The 18,074-nt window shown below is 60.9% G+C and carries 14 protein-coding genes; 4 read left to right on the top strand and 10 right to left on the bottom strand.

The genetic code is table 11. The features are described 5' to 3' along the window. Nucleotides 1–255: 255 nt before the first annotated feature. The 6 genes from B9A97_RS14500 to B9A97_RS14535 form a co-directional block, all read right to left on the bottom strand. Entirely contained in the window at nucleotides 256–1,251 is a 996-nt protein-coding gene (locus B9A97_RS14500) for a transporter (RefSeq protein ID WP_084366062.1), read from the bottom strand. A gap of 135 nt (nucleotides 1,252–1,386) precedes the next feature. Next, the gene (gene ubiA, locus B9A97_RS14505; protein WP_084366063.1) at nucleotides 1,387–2,361 is read right to left on the bottom strand and encodes a 4-hydroxybenzoate octaprenyltransferase; all 975 of its coding nucleotides are present in this window, start codon (nucleotides 2,359–2,361) and stop codon (nucleotides 1,387–1,389) included. Between the two features lie 858 nt (nucleotides 2,362–3,219). Further along, entirely contained in the window at nucleotides 3,220–4,017 is a 798-nt protein-coding gene (locus B9A97_RS14515) for a MipA/OmpV family protein (RefSeq protein ID WP_084366065.1), read from the bottom strand. A 471-nt stretch (nucleotides 4,018–4,488) separates the two neighbouring features. After that, nucleotides 4,489–6,801 carry a Tex family protein gene (locus B9A97_RS14525; protein WP_084366066.1) on the bottom strand — a complete coding sequence of 771 codons (2,313 nt, stop codon included), beginning with the start codon at nucleotides 6,799–6,801 and terminating at the stop codon, nucleotides 4,489–4,491. A gap of 64 nt (nucleotides 6,802–6,865) precedes the next feature. After that, nucleotides 6,866–7,021, bottom strand: coding sequence for a type II toxin-antitoxin system HicB family antitoxin (locus tag B9A97_RS29400; protein ID WP_143530466.1), 156 nt, complete (start codon nucleotides 7,019–7,021; stop codon nucleotides 6,866–6,868). Nucleotides 7,022–7,459: 438 nt separating this feature from the next. Then, nucleotides 7,460–8,194, bottom strand: a complete 735-nt coding sequence (locus B9A97_RS14535) for a hypothetical protein (protein ID WP_084366068.1) — start codon at nucleotides 8,192–8,194, stop codon at nucleotides 7,460–7,462. Between the two features lie 199 nt (nucleotides 8,195–8,393). On the opposite strand from B9A97_RS14535, the gene purD reads away from it, so the two are divergent. From purD to B9A97_RS14555, 4 genes are all read left to right on the top strand, one after another. Continuing rightward, nucleotides 8,394–9,662, top strand: a complete 1,269-nt coding sequence (gene purD, locus B9A97_RS14540) for a phosphoribosylamine--glycine ligase (protein ID WP_084366069.1) — start codon at nucleotides 8,394–8,396, stop codon at nucleotides 9,660–9,662. 119 nt (nucleotides 9,663–9,781) lie between these two features. Next, nucleotides 9,782–10,264 (top strand): plant virulence effector HPE1-like domain-containing protein, encoded by a 483-nt coding sequence (locus B9A97_RS14545; RefSeq protein WP_084366070.1) that lies wholly within the window; start codon nucleotides 9,782–9,784, stop codon nucleotides 10,262–10,264. Nucleotides 10,265–10,659: 395 nt separating this feature from the next. Continuing rightward, nucleotides 10,660–12,492, top strand: coding sequence for a methyl-accepting chemotaxis protein (locus tag B9A97_RS14550; protein ID WP_084366071.1), 1,833 nt, complete (start codon nucleotides 10,660–10,662; stop codon nucleotides 12,490–12,492). A gap of 264 nt (nucleotides 12,493–12,756) precedes the next feature. Further along, nucleotides 12,757–14,592 carry a methyl-accepting chemotaxis protein gene (locus tag B9A97_RS14555; RefSeq protein WP_084366072.1) on the top strand — a complete coding sequence of 612 codons (1,836 nt, stop codon included), beginning with the start codon at nucleotides 12,757–12,759 and terminating at the stop codon, nucleotides 14,590–14,592. 73 nt (nucleotides 14,593–14,665) lie between these two features. On the opposite strand, the gene B9A97_RS14560 is transcribed toward B9A97_RS14555, so the two are convergent. The 4 genes from B9A97_RS14560 to glyS form a co-directional block, all read right to left on the bottom strand. Then, nucleotides 14,666–15,160, bottom strand: a complete 495-nt coding sequence (locus B9A97_RS14560; RefSeq protein ID WP_084366073.1) for a 2-thiouracil desulfurase family protein — start codon at nucleotides 15,158–15,160, stop codon at nucleotides 14,666–14,668. Continuing rightward, complete coding sequence (locus B9A97_RS14565; protein ID WP_084366074.1) at nucleotides 15,160–15,462, bottom strand: type II toxin-antitoxin system RelE/ParE family toxin; 303 nt, start codon at nucleotides 15,460–15,462, stop codon at nucleotides 15,160–15,162. Before B9A97_RS14565 ends, B9A97_RS14560 begins: the two co-directional genes overlap by 1 nt. Continuing rightward, the gene (locus B9A97_RS14570; protein WP_084366075.1) at nucleotides 15,459–15,704 is read right to left on the bottom strand and encodes a type II toxin-antitoxin system ParD family antitoxin; all 246 of its coding nucleotides are present in this window, start codon (nucleotides 15,702–15,704) and stop codon (nucleotides 15,459–15,461) included. The genes B9A97_RS14565 and B9A97_RS14570 overlap by 4 nt, the downstream gene beginning before the upstream one ends. 105 nt (nucleotides 15,705–15,809) lie before the next feature. Further along, a complete protein-coding gene (gene glyS / locus B9A97_RS14575; protein WP_084366076.1) occupies nucleotides 15,810–17,963 on the bottom strand; it encodes a glycine--tRNA ligase subunit beta in 2,154 nt (717 codons plus the stop codon). Nucleotides 17,964–18,074: the final 111 nt, after the last annotated feature.

The raw sequence follows: 18,074 nt of genomic DNA on the forward strand, positions 1-18,074 counted from the left end.
GTCTCAAGGCCCGGCCCAGCGCCGGGCCTTTCGCGTTGTTGACAAACCTGTGGCCGAAGCCAGTAGCGGGGTCGAACGCCAGTCTCCCTCTCCCCGCTTGCGGGGAGAGGGCTGGGGTTAGGGGCGGTATTTTCGGCTACCTGCCCATCATCCGGCTGCCGCCACCTTCTCCCCGTGGTGACGGGGAGAAGGGAACCGCGGCGACATCGTGCTCCTTTCCAAGTGGCTTCTTCGCAAGCATCAGACCGTATCGTTCTACAAAATGCCCGTGCGCCGCAGGATCCACCAGGAGAGCGCAATCGATAGGGCGATGAAGCCGAAGGCGTGCAGTGTGCCGCCCATGCCATTCGAGAAAGGCAGGCTCGTCGTGTTCATGCCGAAAAAGCCTGTCACCAGCGAGGGTGGCAGCAGCAGGGCGGTCATCAGCGAGAGGATATAGAGGTGGCGGTTGGTTTCAGCCGATAGCTTGGAGTCCAGCTCTTCATGCAAGAGTCGCGCCCTGTCCTGCAGGGCATAGACATCCTGGTCCACCGCCTCCAGCCGGCTGGACAGGCGGCGCAAGGAATCCTCGAAGCCCGAGGGCATCTCGTCCTCATCGACGGCGGCGGCGCGGCGCATGATCACCAGCATGGTCCTGAGATGCCGGTGCAGCCGCACGATCAGCCGGCGCACGGGAGCGAGCCTTCGCCGCTCATCGCGCAGCTCGCTGTCATAGACGAAATCCTCGATCTGGTTCAGCTCCTCCGTCAGTTCCAGCACGATGGCGATGAGGCCGCGCTGGAACTCGACGACAAGCGTTTCGAACACATGCAGCGGCGTGGAATAGCGGGCAGCGTTCTTCTCGATGGCGGCCCGGACCTTGTCCACCGAGCGAATGGGTTGCAGCCTCGTGGTGATGATGAACCTGTCCGACAGCGCGAAATGCAGCCAGCCGATATCCCGCGTGGCGCTGTCGAATTCCCGCTGGAAATCGATGAGCGTTCCAAACAGCAGATGTTCGTCCACCGTCAGGGCCGCATGGGTGTCGTGGGTGGTGAGTGCGGTTCGCGCCTCCGCATTGAGGCCGGCGAACTGCTCGAGGAAAGGTGCGACGCGGCTATCGGCGAGGTTGAGATGCAGCCAGACGAAGCCTTCGCTGCTCATGATCCCGGTCGCGGCGACATCGGCGGCGAGTCGCTCGACGCGGCCTTCCTCCGGCAGGAAGCGATAGGCCCAGACTAGGCCGGGAATCGCGGTGCTCAACCGAAACATGAAGGGCAGGCTCCTGAGACGCAAACGCACGCATGGCACAGCATCCGCTTGGAGCACGCACACGCATGCATCCGCCAATAATCCTGGTATGTGACAGTTTTTACATCGCCTGAGGTAGACCCGCGCGATGCAGCGTCACGCCGGCGAAACGAAATGGATCGACAGGAACAGACCGGCAAACAGGATGAGACCCACGCGCCCGTTGAACTTGAACAGATAGAGGCACTGTTCGGGATCGTCGATATCCAGCATCAGGATCTGGTAGGCAAACATCACGACCGCTGCGAGCAGGCAGAGATAGGCCGGAAGGCCGACGCCCGCGAGAAGGAAGGCGGTGAGCAGCAGCACCGAGGTCAGCCCGTAAAGGCCGATCAGCCAGGTCCGGGTCTTGTCGCCGAACAGGCGCGCGGTGGAGCGGACGCCGATGAGTGCATCGTCCTCCTTGTCCTGATGGGCATAGATGGTGTCGTAGCCGATGGTCCACGAGATGGCCGCGAGATAGAGGATGCCCGCCGCCAGCGACAGCGTGCCGGTGAGCCCGGCCCAGCCCATCAGCGCGCCCCAGGAAAAGGCAAGGCCGAGGAAGAATTGCGGCCAGTTGGTGAAGCGCTTGGCGAAGGGATAGATGGCAACGATCGCCAGGGACGCGATGCCCAGAAGGATCGAAAAGCTATTGAAGCACAAGAGCACGACAAGCCCGATCATCGCCTGGGCGACGAGAAAGACCTGTGCCTGGTGGCGAGTGACCCGGCCCGACGGCAGCGGCCTGGAGCGGGTGCGCGCCACCTTCTCATCGATCTCGTGGTCAATGAGGTCGTTATAGGTGCACCCGGCGCCGCGCATCGCGACCGCGCCGATGAAAAACAACACCAGTTGGAAAATGAACGTGCCGTAGGATAGCTTGCCCTGGGCGGCGAGAAAATTCGCGGCCAGCGCCGAAGACCAGAGGCAGGGCCAGAGCAGCAGTTCCCAGCCGATCGGCCGATCCCAGCGCGCCAGCTGTGCATAGGGCCAGGCCTGGCGCGGCAACACCCGGTAGACCCAGTTATCCGACGGCGCATCGGCGACGCGACCGGTATCGACAGGTTTTTCGGCTGCGGTGTCTTCCATGTGCTTTCCCTCGGCGACGCTGTTTGCGGCGCGCCATTGAACGCGAAAATCCGGGATCGAATCAACGCGACAGTTTGAACACGATCTGTGTTGGGGGCGGAAGAGTCAAAGATGGGGGGCGTGAGCGGTTGCGACAAAGCGAATATCTCAACTACCGTATCGCGCGAAGGCCGAATTCACGCTATGTTATACCTATGACAAAAGCAGAGTTTCGACAGCAATCAAATGGCGAGTGGCAGGTGCGCGATTCAAATAGCGGCCGGTTCGTTAGCGTGCGCGGCGCGGATTCGATGAAGTCATCAAAACTTCCTCTTAGGAAGGGCGTCGATCTGACGAAACCCATTGCGGAGCAGGCGCTAGCGGAACCGGCGCTAAAACCGCGGCGGCAATCTGCGAAGAACTAGATTTTGCCGGGCGCGCTACTCGATACACATGCGTTCTATTGGCTTGTAACCGCCGCCGACACACTGTCCGAAGAAGCCTTGATTGCCATAGGCGACAACCAAGCGACCCGGTCTCTTTATGTATCTCCGATAACGGCTTGGGAATTGGCGATAGCCTCTCGCAAACCTGCTCACAAAGATCCGCCGGACCTTGGGCCCTTTAATCCGGAGATATGGTTCTCCAAAGCTGTGGCCGCCACCGGAACAAGAGTTATTCCGATACATCAGCGCATTGCCTGTGAGGCCGCCGCCGTCGTGGCCGCTACAGGGCATAAAGACCCGGGCGATTGCTACATGATTGCGACCGCCAGGATTAAAAGGATACCGATCATTACACGCGACGCGATCCTGTGGGATTTGGCATCGCAAGGCTATCTTGACGTAATAGCATGCTGATCGGGCGACAACCCGCCCCTCAAAGCCCGAAATTGAACTTGTACGCCGCCGATACGCCGAACATCAGCTGATTGCGGTTGCCGCGTTCGCGCACGAGGCTTGAATCCGCCGCTGGGCCGGTGAGGCGGGAATATTCGGCGAAGGCGCTGGCGGAGAGGTTGTCGGTCATGGACCAGGTGAGTGCGGTGCCGACGCCGACCGATTTCCAGCCGCTGCCGGGCGTGTAGCGCGACAGGCCCGAGGCGGCGGATTCGGTCGCGTCGACGCCGTAATAGGCGTCGTAATAGCCCTTGGTGGCATAGGTGGCGCGGGGGCCGGCGGAAAGACGCAGGCCGGGTGCAAGATCGGCAAAGGCATCGGCGGAGATGTCTCCGACGACGCCATCATGGCTGACGATGCCGTGGCGCAACTCGCCGCGCAGGCGCATCCAGTCCGTCGGATAAAGCTCGGCGAAACCGCCGAGTTCGCCGCCGAACTTCACCGGCGAGAGGCCACGCAGGTCGGACGACGTGGAGCTGTCGCGTTTCCACAGGAGCTTTCCGGAAATACCGGCGCGGAAGATCTCGGTCTCGAGGATGCCGATGGAGGGGCTGTCATTGCGCGAGGAGAAGCGCGCCTCCCTGCCCTGGCGTCCGACCGAAATGATCGGAGAAATGGAGAACTTGCGGCTGCGCGAACCTTCGAAGGTCGGCGCGAAAATGCCGGCGGCACCGGCGCGGATATACCAGTTGCCCGAGAGAAAGCTGTCAGCCGCCGCGGGCGTGGCGATCAGGCCGATGCAGGCCGAGCACAGAAGGGTCTTCGAGCGAGACAACATGGAGGCTCCAAACGCAAAACAAGAAAGTCGCCCTCACCGGGCTCGCGCCCCAGCCCGGAGCGATATCTCAAATTCTCATATTGCCGTTACCGGAGGATTAACCACGACCTATGCGGGATGGGTTGGGGGGTGCTGCGGTTGACGAGCAAACAAGGCCATAGAAATCTCTGGGAAAGGAATCCGGTGGCGCGCCACGATGTTGCGTTTGAGTGTGCGGTACCCCCCTCCGCCCTGCCGGGCATCTCCCCCTCAAGGGGGGAGATCGACCAAGCCGCGCCGCCCCGGCCTCAAGAACCCAAGCCGGTATCAACCCATGACGTTTCCGATGACGGAACGACAAATGGGTGGCTGCGGCGGTGCCACAATCAGATCTCCCCCCTTGAGGGGGAGATGGCCGGCAGGCCAGAGGGGGGGATTAGCGCTCGCCTAACTGTCGTGAACGTAGCACGCTGCCCAGACCTATAAGCCCCACTACTTCTTACGCATGGCCTCGGCAAGGGCTGCACCCAGGCCACCCATGGCGGGGGCTTCGGGCTTCGATGATTTCGGGTTGGCGTGACGCATAGCGCCCGGTCCGCGGTTGTCGCGGCTTGATGGCGGTGGGGCCTCGCCGCCGTCCTTGCGCATGGTGAGTGCAATGCGCTTGCGCTTGGCATCGACCTCGACCACGCGGACCTTCACCACGTCGCCTGCCTTGACCACCTCGTGCGGGTCCTTGACGAAGCGGTCGGCCAGTTGGGACACGTGGACCAGCCCATCCTGGTGCACGCCGATATCGACGAAGGCGCCGAAGGCGGCGACGTTGGTGACCGTGCCTTCCAGCATCATGCCGACCTTGAGATCGGAAATCTCCTCGACACCTTCGGCAAAGGTGGCGGTCTTGAAGCTCGGGCGCGGGTCACGGCCCGGCTTTTCCAGTTCGGCGATGATGTCCTTCACCGTGGGCAGGCCGAATTGCTCGTCGATGAATTTCTTCGGGTCGAGCGCCTTGAGTGCGGCGCTGTCACCCATCAGCGAGCGGAGATCGCGGCCGCAGGCAGCGACGATCTTCTTGGCGACGCCATAGGCTTCCGGGTGGACCGAAGAAGCGTCCAGCGGCTCCTTGCCATTGGGAATGCGCAGGAAGCCGGCGCATTGCTCGAAGGTGCGGGCGCCAAGACGCGGCACTTTCAACAGATCCTTGCGGCTCTGGAACGGGCCAGTCTGGTCGCGATGGGTGACGATCGATTCCGCAATCGAGCCACCGAGACCGGAGACCCGTGCCAGCAGCGGCACGGACGCCATGTTGAGATCGACGCCGACCGCGTTCACCGCGTCTTCCACGACGGCATCCAGCGAGCGGGCAAGCCGGCCCTGGTCGACATCGTGCTGGTATTGACCCACGCCGATCGACTTCGGCTCGATCTTGACGAGTTCCGCCAGGGGATCCTGGAGACGGCGGGCGATGGAGACGGCGCCGCGCAGGGAGACGTCGAGCCCCGGGAATTCCTTGGCGGCGAGTTCTGAAGCCGAATAGACCGAGGCGCCGGCTTCGGAAACGATGACCTTGGTGGGCTTGGGGCCGGTCGCGGGAAACTGCGACAGCATGTCCGCCACCAGGCGCTCCGTCTCGCGGCTGCCGGTACCATTGCCGATGGCGATTAGTTCGACCTTGTGCTTGCGGATCAGCGCGGCAAGTTCGGCCTGGGTGCCGCGGATGTCGTTCTTAGGCGGGAAGGGATAGACTGTCGTGGTCTCCAGCAGCTTGCCCGTACCATCGACGACGGCGACCTTGACGCCGGTGCGGATGCCGGGATCAAGCCCCATGGTCGGGCGCGAGCCGGCCGGTGCCGCCAGCAGCAGGTCCTTGAGGTTGCGGGCGAAGACGTGGATCGCTTCCTCCTCGGCGCGCTCGCGCAGGTCGCGCATGAGGTCGAGCGACAGCGACATGGAAAGCTTGACGCGCCAGGTCCAGCCGGCAACCTCCATCAGCCACTGGTCTGCAAGACCCTTGCCAGCGATCTGGTAGGCCGAAGCGATGGTGCGCTGCGCCGGCTTCACCGGGGCCGGATCGTCGCGATCCATTTCGATCGACAGCGTCAGGAATTCCTCGTTCCAGCCGCGCAGCATGGCCAGCGCCCGGTGGCCGGGAACGGTGGCCCAGCGTTCGGAATGGTTGAAATAGTCGGAGAATTTCTCGCCGGCGGTTTCCTTGCCCTCGACCACCTTCGAATAGAGGATAGCGCGGTCCTTCATGTCATTGCGCAGGCGACCGATGAGATCGGCGTTTTCCGAAATGGCTTCCGCAACGATGTCACGCGCGCCTTCCAGCGCCGACTTTACGTCGGGCACCTCCTCGGTGATATAGGCGCTGGCCAGCTTTGCCGGATCGGCGGCGCGATCGGCCCAGATGGCATCGGCCAACGGCTGCAGTCCCTTTTCGCGGGCGATCTCCGCGCGGGTGCGGCGCTTCGGCTTGAAGGGAAGATAGATGTCTTCCAGTTCGGCCTTGGTGGTGACGCGGGCGATCTTGATCGCCAGTTCGTCGGTCATCTTGCCCTGTGACGTGATGGACTCGAAGATTGCCTTGCGACGGGCACCGAGTTCGCGAAGATAGATCAGCCGTTCGGCAAGATTGCGCAGTTGGGTATCGTCAAGACCGCCGGTGACTTCCTTGCGGTAGCGGGCGATGAAGGGCACGGTGGCGCCTTCATCCAGCAGGGCGACGGCAGATGCCACCTGGTCGGGGCGGGCATTGATCTCGGAAGCGATGATCGCGGCGATTGTCTTGCTGTCGTCGGCCATGGGAATCCTGTCTCCGTCTTCGTGGGCGCGGACCATAGCGGTGGATTGCGGCAAAGCAAGAGGCTCAGCCCGCCAGTTTCCGCCGGACCGCATCCGCAATGAAGCCCGACCGGGTATAGCCCTGGCGCTCGGCAGCAGTATTAAGCCGCTGAAGCAAATGCTCTTCCATGGTTATGGTGACCTTCACCGAGCGTCCGGGCCTATCCACAGGCAAAAGCATGACCAGTTCCGGTCAGGCTCCTCCGACTACTCTGACAGACCTCTCATGACAGATCTCCGTAATTTACGTCAACAGAACCCGCCAATAATTTATTTCCACCTATACGACATCCCAGAAAGATATCAACGCTCCAAAAATTAAAATATATCCCAATATTTCTATTGGTCTATAAATCAAAACTCTCCCCCTGTTAGATATTTTGTGTTCCTCCTTATCTGAGTCTCCGGCGTAATACTCTGTTGTATTCTCGTTTTTTATTGAAAAATTCCATTTATTTTGGTAATAAAAGCGGATTTCCCTGAACTCGGCCACCATAAAACGAATCACAAAGAACAAGTACATCAATAAAAGTACGACTTTCATAATTCATAAGCCCCATCCACGAACCGCGCCCCCGCTGCCCTCATCAGCCGACCAGTCGCCTCGATTTCAGTCATTTCAGTGCCTCTTAACGTCGACAAATACAGCTATATCAAAAATGCTTCCATCCTCTCTGGGACTTACGACGACTGAGGCACCCGACGGATATCGTCCCTCCTGATCCGAAAAGAAAGCCACAGAACAAAGTCCAGATCGCGTCTTCAAGCGCTGGCACAATACAAGCTCGTCAAAATTATCAGGATCTATATTATCGACCTTCTTCGAAATCTCACGAAATATGGCCCGCGCCATATGTTTCATTTCCGAGTTCTCGGAAATTGCATTCCAAGTTAGTTCTTCATACAGAAATATTGTTAATCCCTGTTGATTGCAATCTATCGATCTGTTTGCGCTTGAAGGGAGATTGCAAGCGTGTAGAAAATTCGCCATGCCGCCTTTAAGCGGCGGTATCTGGTCAGTTACCTTTGCCAGATCGCTAGCAACGGCAATTTGCGCGGTTCCGGCCAAGGTGGCAATCAACCCAAGCACCAATACCAATCTACACCACATACGCCTCACCCTCGAACCTCGCGACGCCGCGTTGATATTCCACACTGTCATCACATGGATAACCGGGTGGCATTCAGCGAATTCGGTCCATTGCCGGATGGCGGCCACCAGCTCCGCCTCGTCAAAATCCTCCGCCAGTATCTCATCCTTGTCCAAGGAATCGAGCGAACGGAACTGCAGCAGTCTTTCGCCATCGGCGAGGAGGCCATAGAGCGAGCCAATTGCAGAAACACAGCTTGGCAAATCGGGGAATGACAGGCCGGAGTCACCATCCTGCCCGCGAACAAGTGCCTCGATCTACATCACATCAGGCCTTTGTAGGAAATAGTACGTATCGGCAGTCGCAAGGTCAATCCGAACGCCCCAAAGCTCCTTTGGCGCTTGACCTTTTGCCCCCCCGCCCTTAACCGCCAGACAAACACAGGCGCCAGGAGGGCAAGCGATGAAGGTTCTGTTGATCGGATCGGGCGGACGGGAACATGCGCTGGCCTGGAAGATTGCGCAATCACCCTTGCTATCCAAGCTTTACGCCGCGCCCGGCAATCCCGGCATCGCCGATCATGCGGAACTGGTCGCTCTTGATATCGACAGCCACGATGCGGTCGTTTCCTTCTGCAAGGAGAACGACATAGATTTCGTCGTGGTCGGGCCGGAAGCGCCGCTGGTAGCGGGGTTGGCGGACAGCCTGAGGGCAGCGGGTATCGATACCTTCGGGCCATCGGCGGCGGCAGCCCAGCTTGAGGGTTCCAAGGGCTTCACCAAGGATGTCTGCGCCCGCTTCAATATTCCGACCGGCGCCTATCAACGCTTCAACAATGCGCCGAAGGCCAAGGCCTATATCCGCGCCCAAGGCGCGCCGATCGTGATCAAGGCGGATGGGCTTGCCGCCGGCAAGGGCGTGACCGTCGCCATGACGGTCGAGGAAGCGCTTGCGGCGATCGATGACTGTTTTGAAGGCGCCTTTGGCGCGGCCGGTGCGGAAGTGGTGGTCGAAGCCTATCTCGACGGCGAGGAGGCGAGCTTCTTCTGCCTCAGCGATGGCAAGACCCTTTTGCCGCTCGCGACCGCGCAGGACCACAAGCGCGTGGGCGATGGCGATACCGGGCCGAATACCGGCGGCATGGGCGCCTATTCGCCCGCTCCTGTGATGACGGCAGAGCTTGTCGAACGGACCATGAAAGAGATCATCGAGCCCACCATGCGCGGCATGGCGGAGATGGGCATGCCGTTTTCCGGCGTGTTCTTCGCCGGCCTGATGATCACCGCCAAGGGGCCGGAGCTGATCGAGTACAATGTGCGCTTCGGCGATCCGGAATGCCAGGTGCTGATGATGCGCCTGAAAAGCGATCTTCTGCCACTCTTGCATGCCGCGGCAACGGGCCGGCTGCATGAGGTCACGGCGGAATGGCATGACGATCCGGCGCTGACCGTGGTGCTCGCCTCCAAGGGTTATCCCGGGAATTACGCCAAGAATACCGCGATCGGCACGCTCCCGCCCGAGACCACAGGGGCCAAGGTGTTTCATGCCGGGACGGCGGTGAAGGACGGTCAGCTCGTGGCGACGGGCGGGCGGGTGCTGAATGCCACCGCGATGGGAGAGGATATCGCCGCGGCGCAGACTGCGGCCTATAAGCTGGTGGACGGCATTTCCTGGGATAACGGCTTCTGCCGCCGGGATATTGGCTGGCGGGCGCTTGCCCGCGGCGAATGACTTAAAAATCCTTGGTTACCGGGGTAAATCCGCCGATTCATTCAAATTTTACCGAGTGCCCTGACCGGATGGCAATAAACCTCCGCTAGTGTCTCCCCAATCGGTAGGGAGTCCAGCGGATGCGTGCCTTGATCTTGACCTCAGTAGCGCTGCTCGTCAGCGGACCGGCGATGGCCGGCTCCATCGAGACGATCGTTCCTGCGCCTGATACAGGCAACAGCATCGTGAAGGTCACCTGCGACACCTGCCCCCCGCCGAAGAGCAAAGAAGAGACTAGCGGCTACCGCGTGCCGAGCCTGCCGGCCGGCACGCAGCAGGTCGAAATCCGCGAAATCGACGGCAAGAAGAAGGTGGTGCGCACCGAGGCCTGGATGGGCGGCTCGCCTGTCAACTATGTGAGCTCGGCGCCGATCTGGCTGGACGACAAGGGCACCGCGCTTGCCGGCGCCAAGCGCCCCGAGGGCGGCGACGGCATCGACTTGAACGCCCAGACGAGCGCAGTCGACACATCCGACGCCAAACCCGTGATCGCGGCATCGGCCGGCTCGATTATCGATCCGCCGCCGCTTGATGTTTCCGGCTTCCAACTACGCCTGAACTGATCCCTTGCGGGCTCTGCCCCACACACTTCCCTGCCCCAAGCAGCCATACGATCCGGGCTGCCGGGCGATCCGCGAAGAGCGGAAGAAGCGCTCCGGCTAAACCCCGGGGCGCTGCCTTTTGGGGCAATCACGCAACATTACTGCGCCAATTAATAATGCCAAATGATTTATCTATTCGCATAGAATTGAAATTCATCAATTATGAACATGCGGCCAAACTAAAATATATGTTAGTTTTTACATATTTTATTGCAGTAGGCCGAATTTAATTCAATTTTTACTGGACTCACCTCCAGATATTGACAGGCATCGGATTTGCTTTGGCGCGTTATACGGCCCGAAGTCTCAAGATCACGAGATGCTCGGTGCATTATCTAGCCCTATGGCGAGGACTCATGAAGAACCTAAAAATTTCCCAGCAGTTGTTTATGCTGATAGGCGCACTTATGCTTGCATTTGTTGCAGTCACATATTTCCAGATCAGGTCTGCCGCCGATTCCATTTATGCGGAACGCTATGATATGCTTCGCACTCAGGTCGAAGCGGGCATGTCTACGATCAAGGCCATCGACGCCAAGGTAGCAACCGGAGAACTGACACCCGAGGCTGCCCGTCAGCAGGCATTTGCCATCCTTTCCAATGTTAAGTTTGAGCCCAACGGCTACCTCTTCGGCATCAGCTATGAGGCGACCACCGTCTTCCACCCGAATTCGAAGCAGGTCGGCGTGAACGCAAAGGGCCAGCCCGACAAGCGCGGCAACATGTTCCGCGAGGAGATGATTGAAAAGGGCCAGAAGGGCGGCGGGATCACGCGCTATTTCTGGGAAAAGCCCGGCGATACAAGCGGCGAAGTGTATGAAAAGGCCGTCTACAGCCTGGCCTACGAGCCCTGGAAGATGATCGTTGGAACCGGCGTTTACATCGACGACCTGCAGGTCAAGATCAATGCAATGATCTGGGACGCCGTTGCCCTGGGTGCTGCGGTCTTCGTGCTTGGCCTCGCAGCCGCATTCGTCGTCATCCGCGGCATCACCCGTCCGCTGGCGGCAATCCATCAGTCGCTGGAGGCGGTGGCGGATGAGAATGTCTCGATCGCCATTCCGCACACCGACATGGGCAATGAGGTCGGTCTGATGGCTAAGGCCACGGAAGCACTGCAGGAGAAGGTGCGCGAGCGCCATGCGCTGACCGAGCGCCAGGCGCAGCAGGAAGCCACCATCAATTCCGAACGGCAGCAGAACCTAAATCTGCAGCGGCAGGAAGCCGAGCAGCAGGCCCGCGTCGTCACCACCATCGGTGCCTCGCTTGCAGAACTTGCCCGCGGCGACCTCACCGTTCGCTGTGGCGATCTCGGTCCCAAGTACCAGGGCTTGCGCGACAACTTCAATGAGGCGCTGTCGCATCTGGAAGCTGCCATGTCCAAGGTCAATGCCAAGGGCATCGACATCTCCGGCTCCAAGGAAGAGATCCGTCGCGCCTCCAACGAGCTATCGCAGCGCACCGAACGCCAGGCCGCCAATCTCGAGGAAACCTCCGCAGCCCTTGACGAGCTCACCGTCGCAGTCCGCCAGACGGCAGACGGCGCGCAGGAGGCGGCAAAGCGTGTCATGACCGTCTCGACCGAAGCCTCCCGCTCCGACGCCGTCGTCGCCCAGGCGATCTCGGCGATGAGCGGCATCGAGCAGTCCTCGGCGGAAATCACCAAGATCATCGGGGTGATCGACGAGATCGCCTTCCAGACGAACCTCCTGGCGCTGAATGCCGGCGTCGAGGCCGCCCGTGCGGGCGAAAGCGGCAAGGGTTTTGCCGTTGTCGCCCAGGAAGTGCGCGAACTGGCCCAGCGCTCCGCCGCCGCGGCAAAGGAGATCAAGGAACAGATCTCCCGGTCCTCGGGTCAGGTTCAGAATGGCGTGCAATTGGTCGGTCAGGCCGGCGAAGCGCTGAAGCGTATCTCCGACCAGATCAAGGCTGCCAACGACATTGTCACCAAGATCGCCCATTCGGCAACCGAGCAGGACACCACGCTGCGCTCGATCTCGTCTTCGATGAACCAGCTGGACTCGGCCACCCAGCACAATGCCGCCATGGCGGAGGAAACCACCGCATCGGCGGAAGCGCTTGCCGCAGACACCGAGGACCTGCTCAACCTCATCCGTGGGTTCCGCGTCTCGGGCTCGGCCTCCAATCCCCTGGCCGGAATGGCGCAGAAAATGCGCATGGCCGGCTAAAGACGAAACTCGGTATTGAAACGCCGCCCGGAGTAATTCGGGCGGCGTTTTTGCGTCTACTGGTAGGACACAGACAACAACCCTGTGTAGTACCCACGTTGAAGTCTCGCGAATTGGAGCGCCGCAATATTTGAGATCGCTTAAATCTATCTAAATATTTCTCACTGAATATCACACTCAACAATCGGCACATGATGCGCCGGTCCATGAGCCTGATCTTCCCCTGGGCGTTCGACCGTTCGACAGACGAAAGCTAGTCCCGCCATGAAAAACCTTAAAGTATCAATCCAGCTTGCCATGCTGATCGGTGGATTGATGGCGGCATTCGCCGTGGCCACCTTCTTTGAAGTCCGCTCTTCCACTGCCACCATCTACCAGCAACGCTACGAACTGCTACGAACGCAGGTGGAAACGGCGATATCGGTCATGAAGGACTTCAACGATCGCGCCGTCGCCGGCGAATTCTCAGTCGATGAGGCCAAGACGCGGGCCTACGACATGCTCAACAAGCTGCGCTTCGAGCCGGATGGCTATTTCTACGGCTATGACTACGACGTCGTCCTGGTCTTTCACCCGACGTCAAAGGATGTGGGCAAGAGTAACAAGGGCAAGCCGGACTCCAATGGCTACGCCTATCGCGACGATCTTGTCCGTCTCGGACAGGCCGGCGGTGGCTTCGTGGAGTTCCTTGGCCCGAAGCCCGGCAAGGATCCGGAAGACCGGTCCTATCCGAAAGCCTCCTATGGCAAGGCCTTTGAACCCTGGAAGATCGTCGTGGCGACAGGCCTCTACACCGATGACCTGAAGGCCGAGGTTCGCAGCAGCATCATCAAGACGGTGAGCTGGTCGGTTGGCATCTTCGTGCTTGCACTGCTGGCAGCCTATGTCGTGGTGCGCAACATCACCAAGCCGCTGCAGGCCATCCACCAGTCGCTTGAAGCCGTCGCTGACGAAAATGTCGAGATGGACATTCCGCATGTCGACATGAAGAACGAAATCGGCCTGATGGCCAAGGCAACCAAGAGCCTGCAGAACAAGGTGCGCGAACGCCACGCGCTGTCCGCCCGCCAGGAAGAGCAGCAGCGCGAACTGGACAACGAGCGGAGCCAGAATGCCGAGGCGCAGCTAGCAGAAGCCCGGCAACAGGCCAATGTCGTCTCTACCATCGGCATGGCGCTGGAAAAGCTGGCGCATGGCGACCTGACAGTTCGCTGCGCCGATCTCGGCTCCAAATATGCGGGCCTACGTGACAACTTCAACGAGGCTCTGTCCAGGCTCGAACAGGCCATGACCCGGGTCAGCCTCAAGGGCAATGACATTGCCGTCAGCAAGGAAGAAATCCGCCGCGCGTCAGGCGATCTGGCGCAGCGCACGGAGCGCCAGGCCGCCAGCCTGGAGGAGACCTCCGCCGCACTGGATCAGTTGACCGTTGCGGTTCGCCAGACGGCCGATGGCGCCAAGCAGGCGGCCGGCCAGGTCAAGTCGGTCAGCGTCGAAGCACGCGAAAGCGATGTGATCGTTGAGCGCGCCATCTCGGCCATGAGCGGCATCGAACAGTCCTCCGCGGAAATCTCCAAGATCATCGGAGTCATCGACGAGATCGCCTTCCAGACGAACCTTCTGGCGCTGAATGCCGGCGTCGAGGCGGCCCGCGCGGGCGAAAGCGGCAAGGGCTTTGCCGTCGTCGCCCAGGAAGTGCGCGAGCTGGCCCAGCGTTCGGCCGCCGCCGCCAAGGAGATCAAGGAGCAGATCGCCCGGTCCTCCGCGCAGGTCGATCAGGGTGTCCAACTCGTCGGCCAGACCGGGGAAGCGCTGAAGCGCATCTCCGACCAGATCGAAAAGGCCAATGACGTGGTCTCCAAGATCGCCCATAGCGCCCAGGAGCAGGACACCACCCTGCGGTCGATCTCGTCGTCCATGAACCAGTTGGACACCGCGACCCAGCAGAATGCCGCCATGGCCGAGGAAACCACGGCATCCGCGGAAGTGCTGGCCAACGACACCGGCGACCTGCTCGACCTCATCCGCGGCTTCAAGGTCTCGGATGGACAAGCCGGAGGCTTGGCTGGCATGGCGCAGAAGATGCGCATGGCCGGGTAAGGCTTCACCCTTCACCAACGGAATATTTCAAACGCCGGGTGCAGAGCCCGGCGTTTGATTTTTGGGCGGATCTCTATTGGGCGGCTGCGACGACTGCGGCCAGCGCCTCGACCTCCCGGTCCGAATAGACCCGGATTCCAGCGGCTCGCATCAGGGCCGCGGTCACTCCAGCGCCGGGATGGCGTCTTGAGGAAAAGCTGCCGTCATAGATGAAGCCGGAACCGCAGGACGGGCTGCCATCAATCAGCAGGGCGAAGCCGCAGTCATGGCCCCGGGCGAAGGCAACAGCCCGCTCGGCGCCGGCGATGAATTCGGCGGTGACATCGCCGCCCGTGATCTCCAGCACGCGCGCACGGCCGGCCAGCACATCCTCGCCCGTCAGGCCCAGTTCCACCTCTGCCGGCGGACGCGGCGTCGGCAAGCCGCCGGCTTGCTCGGGACAGAAGGCAATCAATCGATCCTCCGCCATCCATTTGTCGATCGCGGGATGGTGCAACGGCTTGCCCTTGCCGTCATAGCGGACGGGGCGGCCAAGCAGACAGGCACTGATGAGGATTTTGGCGGGCATCAATCGAACCTGAGATGGCGGAGCATGTCACTTTTTTCGTGCAGGATGCGGATGATTTCGACGCCTTTGCCAGCGGCCGGCTTATAGAAAATCAAGTGATGTCCGACCCGGTAACGCCTGTAGCCGGCCGTGACACCATGCCCACGTTGCGCCATTGACGGATTGTCGGCGAGCAGTTCAAACGCGTCAAACAAATCGTCAATGTATCTGTCGGCTTGAGCTGAGGACCAATTCTCAAAGGTGTATCGCCAGATCTGTTCAATATCGGCTTCCGCCAGCGGACTGAGCCGATAGAATTTCATCGCCCATATCGCTCGCGCATGAGGGCCTTGAACTCTTCTCGATCGATGTGGCGAGGCTCGCCGCTCTCTTCCCCTTCCAGCAGCGCCTGGCGAAGGGGCTCATATTTCGCCCGCTCTTCTTCCAAAAGGCGAAGGCTTGCCTCAACGACCTCTTGGGCCGAGGCGAAGCGACCGCTTTCGATCTCGGCATCGATAATGCTGTTGAAAGGCTCACCCAGGGTAATCTGGAGCGGCTTGTTCATGGGCGATGGCTCCGGTCAATCACGATCGGCACGATATCACAAGGCCCGGGAACCGCCAAATGCATGGCGGCACCCCGCACTGGCTGGGGTGCCGTATTGCCAAGCTTACCCCGTAATCTTGGAGAAGTCCGCAACCGTTGCCGTCGCCTCGCGAATGGCCTTGAGCAGAGCCAGGCGGTTGGCGCGGATGGCAGCGTCCTCATCATTGACCAGAACGTCCTCGAAGAACTTGTCCACCGGACCGCGCAGCTTCGACAGCGCCTGCATGGCCGAGCGGAAGTCTTCGCCGGCAACGGCATCGGCCGCAGCCTTCGTCGCCTCGGTGACGGCGGCATAGAGCGCCTTTTCCGCATCCAGCGTCAGCAGTTCCGGCGAAACGCCATCGGCGACGACGGTACCCTTCTTCTCCTCGGCGGCGAGCAATTGGGTGGCGCGCTTCGTGCCGGCGAGCAGGTTCTTGCCATCCTCGTCCGTGATGAAGGCGGTCAGCGCTTCGGCGCGGCGGGCGACCATCAGCAGGTCATCGGCCTCGGGCGTCAGCACGGCATCAATGATGTCGTGACGGGCGCCCTGATCGCGCAGATAGACCTTCAGGCGGTCGTGGAAGAAGGAGAGGAGGTCGGGATCCCTGGCCACCGATGACAGTCCAATCCGAATGCCCTTCTCCAGAATCATCCGCACCACACCCAGCGCCGCACGCCTTAGCGCATAGGGATCCTTCGAACCGGTCGGCTTCTCGTCGATGGCCCAGAAGCCGACGAGCGTGTCGAGCTTGTCGGCGAGCGCCACCGTCAGGCCGACCTTGTCCTGCGGCAGGCGGTCGGAGGGGCCGTTCGGCTTCCAGTGGTCCTCGATAGCGGCGGCGACGGACGCGTCTTCGCCCTGCAGAAGCGCGTAGCGGCGGCCCATCAGGCCCTGCAGTTCGGGGAACTCACCGACGGCTTCGGTACGCAGGTCGGCCTTGGCCAGGACCACGGCACGGTCGACCAGAGCGGCATCGGCGCCGATGACAGGCGCCAGTTCTTTCGCCAGCGCGCGGATGCGGGCGACGCGTTCGCCCTGGCTGCCGAGCTTGGCGTGGAAGGTGACATTGAGCGCATCGAGCTTTGCCATGCGCTGGTCGAGCGGCTTCTTCAGGTCGAGGCCGAATTTCTGGGCGGAGGCCTCCAGCGTTTCCAGATCCGGCAGGTTGCCCTGGTCGCGGGTCCAGAAATGCTTGGCATCTGACAGGCGGGCGCGCACCACCTTACCATTGCCATGCATGATCTCCTTGCCGCCATCCTTGGCCTCGATGTTCGAGATCAGGATGAAATGGTTGGAGAGACCGTCAGTGGCACCGGCTGGCCGGGTGACGAAGCATTTCTGGTTGGTCTTGATGGTCAGCCTGATGATCTCGGCCGGGATTGCCAGATACTCTTCCTCGAAGGTGCCTAGCAGCACGTTGGGATACTCGACGAGGCCGGAGACCTCTTCCAGCAGGCCCTCGTCTTCGACAAGTTCCAGCCCGTTGGCGAATGCAAGATTGGCGGCATCCTGGGCGATGATCTGCTTGCGGCGTTCGGCATCGAGGATGACGCGCGCCTTTTCAAGGCTCATCACGTAATCATCGAAGCGACGCACGGTGATGGCTTCGGGCGCATGGAAGCGATGGCCGTAGGTGACATTGCCGGCCGTGATGCCGTCGATCTCGAAGGGGATGACCACCGTCTCGTCATGTTCCGACCCGAAGGTGCAGACGATGGATTGCAGCGGGCGTACCCAGCGCAGGCTCTCCGAGCCCCGGCCCTCGATCCCGCCATAGCTAGCGCCTTTCGGCATGGAGGCCGCTCCCGAGCGCATCGATTTCGGCCAGGGGAAGGACCTGATGATGCCCGGCATCACATCCCGGATGATTTCCTCGGCGGCACGACCTGGCTTTTCGATATAGGCGACATAGAAATCGCCCTTCTTCGGATCGGTCTTGACCGTCGCCTGCTCGATCGAGGTGAGGCCTGCACCGCGCAGGAAGCCGTCGATCGCCTGTTGCGGCGCCGATACGGCCGGCCCCTTCTTTTCCTCGCGGGTATCGGCCGAGCGCGCGGTGAGCCCCCGGATATCGAGCGTCAGCCGGCGCGGCGTCCAATATTCCCGCGCGCCCTCATAGGTGAGGCCAGCCTCGACCAGCGCATCGGTGACCATCTTCTTGAGATCGCCGGCAGCCTTGCGCTGCATGCGTGCGGGAATTTCCTCGGAGCGAAGTTCAAGCAGAAGATCAGGCATTGTCATTCTCCGCAGCCCGCATGCTCACTGCTGTTTTGCACGTCCTCGCGCCTGCGGCGCTGCGGGCGCGCGGCGTGGCAGGAATTTCCTCAGAGCGAAGTTCGAGCAGAA

It is taken from the genome of Rhizobium sp. RU36D (assembly GCF_900176345.1).
Classification (GTDB): domain Bacteria; phylum Pseudomonadota; class Alphaproteobacteria; order Rhizobiales; family Rhizobiaceae; genus Allorhizobium.